The sequence below is a fragment of the Acidimicrobiales bacterium genome, assembly GCA_036273495.1.
In the GTDB taxonomy this organism is placed as follows: Bacteria; Actinomycetota; Acidimicrobiia; order Acidimicrobiales; family JAJPHE01; genus DASSEU01.
In genome coordinates, this window is record DASUHN010000384.1 from 1 (window position 1) to 6,174 (window position 6,174).

General features: G+C 73.7%; 4 protein-coding genes. 1 reads left to right on the forward strand and 3 read right to left on the reverse strand.

Features of this window, described 5'->3' with window-relative positions; translation table 11 throughout:
- A partial coding sequence (locus VFW24_16685) for a CoA transferase (GenBank protein HEX5268407.1) occupies positions 1-948 on the reverse strand: 948 nt, incomplete at its 3' end.
- Between the two features lie 18 nt (positions 949-966).
- Positions 967-2,463, reverse strand: a complete 1,497-nt coding sequence (locus tag VFW24_16690) for a sialidase family protein (GenBank protein ID HEX5268408.1) — start codon at positions 2,461-2,463, stop codon at positions 967-969.
- A 63-nt stretch (positions 2,464-2,526) separates the two neighbouring features.
- Here VFW24_16690 and VFW24_16695 point away from each other — a divergent pair, with 63 nt between their 5' ends.
- Positions 2,527-5,985, forward strand: coding sequence for a UvrD-helicase domain-containing protein (locus VFW24_16695; GenBank protein ID HEX5268409.1), 3,459 nt, complete (start codon positions 2,527-2,529; stop codon positions 5,983-5,985).
- A gap of 3 nt (positions 5,986-5,988) precedes the next feature.
- Here the strand turns inward: VFW24_16695 and VFW24_16700 are convergent.
- Positions 5,989-6,174, reverse strand: a 186-nt coding sequence (locus VFW24_16700) for an alpha/beta hydrolase (protein HEX5268410.1), incomplete at its 5' end; no start/stop codon positions are given.

The following is a 6,174-nucleotide window of genomic DNA, read 5'->3' on the forward strand; positions in this document are numbered from 1 at the left end:
CCCATCGAGCTCGTCGGCGGCGGTCGTGCGGCCGGAGAGAACGGAGAAGCGATCCTCTGCGCACCACGGTTCCCCCACCACCCCGGCCAGCGCCCCCCAGTCCTCGTCGTGCCGGCAGGCGATCGCCACCCACGAGTCGTCGGCGGCGCAGGCGTAGATGCCGTGGGGCGCCATCGGCGGGGCCGGGCTGCGGTTGGAGGCCACCGGGATGTCCCGCTCGGCCCGGGCGTTGACGGTGGCGTCCAGGGCGGCCAGGCCCGCCAGCGTGATGCCCGCCTCGGCGCAGGCGATGTCGACCCACTGGCCCTGACCGGTGCGGCGCTGGTGGTAGAGCGCCGCCAGGAGGGCTATGGCCATCATGTAGGCGCCGGAATGGTCCATGTAGGAGTAGCCCCAACCGGCGGGCTCGAGCCCGGGCAGCCCCGAGGTGTGGGTGAGCCCGCCCATGGCCTGGGCAATCGGGCCCCAAGACTTGAACGAGTGGTACGGGCCCTCGTAGCCGAAGCCGGAGTTGGACACGTAGACGATGTCGGGCCGCAGCTCGCGCAGGCGCTCGTAGCCGAACCCGAGGCGGTCCATCACCCCGGCGGCAAAGTTCTCCGTCACGGCGTGCGAGATCCGGACCAGCTCGGCCAGCAGCTCGCGGCCCCGCTCGGTGCGCAGGTTGAGGGTGACGCCCAGCTTCTCGACGTTGTGGTTGTTGAAGCCGGAGCCGCCTTCCGGCCCGAGGTCGCCCTGGATCCGGGGGCCGAGCTGGCGGACGATGTCCCACATCCCCTTGTTGACCGGGTCCTCGATCCGGATCACCTGGGCCCCGAAGGCGGCCAGCACCCGGGTGGATCCCGCCCCGGCCAGCTGACCCGACAGGTCACAGATCCGAACGTCGTCCAGCGCCCCGGTGTGGTGGGAGGCGTTGCCCCACGGGGCGGGCGGGCGGTCGGCGGTCATCGGGCCCAGCCTCGCGCGCTACCCCGGAAAGACGAGCCGCCCGGCCACCGCTCCGGTCGCCTGGGGGTCTCCCTCCTGCCCCTCACAGCCCGGGCTGGTGTCCCCCTGGCCACAGGAGGTGAAGAAGCTGGCCCAGGGCGTGCCGTCGGGCGCGATGTCGACACCGATGAAGTCGTCGCGCGCCTCGGCCGGCGACCCGTTGTACATCGGGTGCCCGGGCGGGTTGATCGTCGTGCTCCAGAAGAGGGGCGCAGCGGCGAGGGCGTTGCGGGTGGTGGTCACGTAGCCGTCGAGGCCGGTGGCGCCGCCCGTCGTCGCCAGGTACGAGACCGCCACCCCGCTGCCCCGCTGCGCCACGAACCACTGGCTGACCGCCGTCACGCCCGGTGGGGTCATGTCGAGAGGCGCCGTCCACGACAGTCCCCGGTCCCGGGAGATGCGCAGGTCCAGATGGGAACCGTTCAGGTGCACGGAGTAGAGATTGCCCCGCTCGTCCACGCGCAGCTCATCGGTGGCGGGGATGGTGAGCGGCGCCCCCTTGGCGTCGTGCAGGATCGGCCACGTGGCCCCTTCGTCGCTGCTGCGGGCCAGGAAGGTGGTCGACCCGCATGCGACGGTGACGTAGAGCGAGCCGTCCGGCGCCGGCTCCGGGTAGTTGCCGTCCCCGGCGTTGAAGACCTCGGGGTTGGTCCCGCACTCCTTGTGGGTCGGAACCGGCTGGGAGAACAGGATCGACGTCTGTGACCACGTGGCCCCACCGTCGAGCGAGCGGTAGCACGCCCGGTAGCCGGGGATCACCGGCGCCGCCCAGTAGAACAGCATGTCGTTCCCGCACCAGTACGCCACGTCCGGGTAACCGGACGGTCGGGCGCCTCCGGCGGGAGGGGGCGCGGTGGCGAAGCGGGGGTTCTCGGACTCGATGTAGGGAGTGAGGGCGCTGTAGGTCCACGTCCGCCCGTCGTCCCCGCTCACCATCAGATGGGCGTGGCCCGCCGGCACCTGGTCCTCGGTAGGCACCCCGCTCTGCTGGGGCACCGGGGTGGGGCTGAGGGCGTAGTAGAAGATCCGCCCCGTCCGGCGGTCGACGTAGACCTGGTCGTCCTGGGGGACCCACGTGGCCCCGGCCGGCTTCACGAACCGCCAGTGGGCACCCTGGTCGGAGGTGAGGGCCAGCCCTCCGGGCTGCACACTGGTGGACGGGCGCGGGCCCGGGGCGCCGGGAGCGAACCCGGTGCCGGCCAGCCCCGGGGTCAGCGTGGCGGGCTCGTACACGACCGTTCCGTCGGCGGTCACGACCACCCTGGTCTCCGCCCCCCCGTATCCCGTCTGGGTCTCGCAGGGCACCGGCGCGCCGGTCGCGCCGGCAACCACCACGCCGCCGGCGTGGTGGGCCACGGCGTGGCGGGTGGTGGAGCACCCCGGGCCGGCGCCGGACCCGGCCGAGGCGGCGAGCGGCGGCAGGCAGAGCGTGGCGGCGGCCGCGGCGAGACAGAGAAGACGGCGTGGGGTCCCCATGGCGTCTACTACGACCCCGGACCGCCCGCCTCCTGCTCCGCCCGGTCACAGCCATCTGCTTGAGTGGCCCCCGTGGAGGCGGGCACGCCGCAACCGTTCGACGTCTGCGGGGACCTCCCGGAGCCCGGGATCACGGTCCTCGAGGCCAGCGCCGGCACCGGGAAGACCTTCACCATCGCCGCCCTGACCGCCCGGCTGGTGGCCGAGGGCCGGGTGCCACTGTCCGGGATCCTGGCCGTCACCTTCACCCGGATGGCGACCGGGGAGCTGCGGGACCGGGTGCGGGAGCGACTGGTCTCGGCCGAGGAGGGCCTGGGACGGCTCGTCGACGCGGGGCAGGCCCCGCCGGCCGACGACGAGGTGCTCCGCCTCCTCGCCCGCGGCGACACGGGAGCCGTGAGGGACCGCCGCCGGCGGCTGGCCGACGCCCTGGCCACCTTCGACGCCGCCACCATCACGACGACCCACGGGTTCTGCCAGCTGGTGTTGGCCGGGCTCGGAGTGGCGGGAACCGTGGCCGTCGGCGCCGGACTCCTCGAGGACCCGCGCGACCTGGTCGAGGAGGTGGTCGACGACCTCTTCGTCCGCGGCGTCCTGCACTGGGGCGGGATGAACTTCACCCGGCGCCAGGCGCTCGAGATCGGCCGGGAGGCGGTGAACAACCCCGCCACCGCCCTCGAGCCCGACCCGGAGAAGGACCGCTCGAACATGCGGAGCCGGCTGGCCGCAGCCGTCCGCAAGGAGGTGGCCCGCCGCCTGCTCCACGCCAACCTCCTCACCTACGACGACCTGCTCGTCCGCCTGGAGGAGACGCTGGCCCACACCGAGCGCGGCGAGGCGGCGTGCGCCCGGCTGCGCGAGCGCTACCAGGTGGTGCTCGTCGACGAGTTCCAGGACACCGACCCGGTGCAGTGGGAGGTGGTGCGCCGGGCGTTCGGGACGCGCCAGACGACCCTTGTGCTCATCGGCGACCCGAAGCAGGCGGTGTACGCCTTCCGCGGTGCCGACGTCTACTCGTACCTGGACGCGGCGCGCATGGCCGACCACCGCTTCACCCTCGACGAGAACTGGCGCAGCGACGAGGACCTGCTCGAGGCCTACAACGTCGTGCTCAACCAGCTGCACCTGGGCCATCCCGACATCCCGTACCGCCCGGCGCGGGCGACCAACGCCCATCGGCTGTCCGGCCTGGCCGGAGCACCAGTGGGCGCAGCATTGCGGGCGCGGGTCCTGCACGCCGCCGAACAGACGGTGCAGATGACCGGAACCGGGAAGTGGGTCCAGAAGACGGCGGCGGTGGAGTGGGTGGCGGGGGACGTAGCCGCCGACATCGTGGCGCTCCTCACCAGTGGGGCCGAGCTGATCGACCGCCGCTCCGACGGCACCGAGGGGACCCGCCGCCCCGTCGCGCCGGGGGACGTGGCCGTCCTGGTGCGCACCAACCGCCAGGCCGGCGTGGTCCAGCGGGCGCTGCGGGCCGTCGGGGTGCCGGCCGTGGTGGCCGGCACCGAGAGCGTGTTCGCCACGCCGGCGGCCCGGCACTGGCTCTCACTCCTCGAGGCCCTCGAGCAGCCCGCCGACCGGGCGCGGGCGGTGGCGGTGGCGCTCACCGCTTTCATCGGCATGACCGCCGAGGAGGTGGCCGGAGCGGGGGACGGCCGGTGGGAGCAGGTCCACGACCGCCTGCACCAGTGGTCGGACGTGCTCCGCCGCCGGGGCGTCGCCACCCTGTTCCGCACGGTGACGGCGGGAGAGGGGCTGCCCGCCCGCGTCCTGTCGCGCGCCGACGGGGAGCGGGAGCTCACCGACCTGGCCCATGTGGCCGAGCTGCTGCACGCCGAGGGCAACGGCGGCCAGCTCGGCCCCCCCGCCCTGCGCGCCTGGCTGGCCCGCCGCATCCGCGAGGCCGACGACGAGAGCGCCGAGGCCGAGGAGCGCAGCCGCCGCCTCGACTCCGACGCCGCCGCCGTCCAGGTGCTCACCGTCCACCGGGCCAAGGGGCTCGAGTTCCCCATCGTCTACTGCCCCTACCTGTGGGACCCGGGTTGGGACCCCGGGGCCGGTCGTCCGGTGGTCTTCCACGATCCCGACGACGGCTTCAAGCGGAAGCTCGACGTCAGCGGGAGGGACGGCGGTGCCACCTACGACCGCCACTACAAGGTCCACCACGAGGAGGAGCGCGGAGAGGAGCTGCGTCACCTCTATGTGGCCCTCACCCGGGCCCGGCACCAGACCGTGATCCACTGGGCCCGGGTCCAGGACTGCGAGGACAGCCCCCTCGGCCGGATCCTGTTGTTCAAGCAGGCCGACGGATCGGTCCCGCCCGCCGGGAAGTTCACGCCGAAGGACAACCAGGTGCACGAGAAGCTGCTCGACCTGGCCCAGCACGTGCCGGCCGGCATAAGCGTGGAGCGGGCCACCGGACCGGGTACGGCGCGCTACGAGCCGGTCGGGACCTCGGCGCCCGCCTTCACCGGTGAGCTGCGGGCGGCGGCCTTCGACCGCACCCTCGACGTCCGGTGGCGGCGCACCTCCTACTCGGGCATCACCGCCGCCTCCCACGACGAGGTGGTCGGCAGCGAGCCCGAGGAGCCGGGGATCCGCGACGAGCCCGTCGTCCCGCCCCCTCCCGTGGACGCCGTTACTGACGCCCGTGAGGACGAGCTGCGCGCCGTGGCCGGGCCGATGGCCGAACTGCCGGCCGGGCCGGACTTCGGGACGTTCGTGCACGGCGTGCTGGAGCGGGTCGACTTCGCTGTCGCCGACATCGACGCCGCCCTCGCCGACGCCATCCGGGCCGAGCAGATCTACCACCCGCTCGACGGCGTCCCGGCCGAGACGCTGGCCGCCGGCCTCGCGGCTGCGCTCGCCACCCCGCTGGGGCCCCTGGCCCGAGGCGCGACCCTCCGGAGCATCTCGAGGCGCGACCGTCTCGACGAGCTGACCTTCGAGTACCCGCTGTGCGGAGGGGACCAGCCGACGGGGGAGGTGCAGATTACCGACATCGGCCGCCTGTTGGCGGAGACGGGTGGGACCGGGCCCCATCTCCTCGGGTACCCGTCCCGCCTGGCCGACCCCCTGCTGGGCTCGAACCTGCGCGGGTACCTCAACGGGAGCCTCGACCTCGTCTTCCGGCACCACGAAGCCGACGGGACGCAACGGTTCTTCGTCGTCGACTACAAGACCAACTGGCTGGCCCCCGACGGGGAGCAGTTGCGCGCGTGGCACTACCGGCCCTCGGCCCTCGATGCGGAGATGCAGCGGGCCCACTACCCCCTGCAGGCGATGCTCTACCTGGTCGCTCTCCACCGCTACCTCCGGTGGCGCCTCCCCGGGTACGAGCCCGGGCGCAACCTGGCCGGGGTGCTCTACCTGTTCGTGAGAGGGATGACCGGACCGGACACGCCGGTCGTCGACGGGCAGCCGTGTGGCGTGTTCGGCTGGCGGCCGCCCGCCGCCCTCGTCACCGGGCTCTCCGACCTCCTCGCCACCGGCTCGCTGGCCCCGTCGACGCCGGGGTAGGCCTCAGGCGGCCGGCGCCGCCGCCCGGGCGTGGCTTCCGATCAGCTCGACCAGGCGGTCCCAGTACTGCGGCGGGTAGTCGTGGCCCATCCCCTCGATGATCTCGAGACGGGCGCCGGGGATGGCGGCGGCGGTGGCCCGGCCCGCCTCCAGCGACACCAGCCGGTCGGCGTCCCCGTGCAGGACGAG

Coding starts and splice junctions, on each gene's coding strand:
- VFW24_16690 (HEX5268408.1), bottom strand. CDS start 2,463: ATGGGGACCCCACGCCGTCTTCTCTGTCTCGCCGCGGCCGCCGCCACG.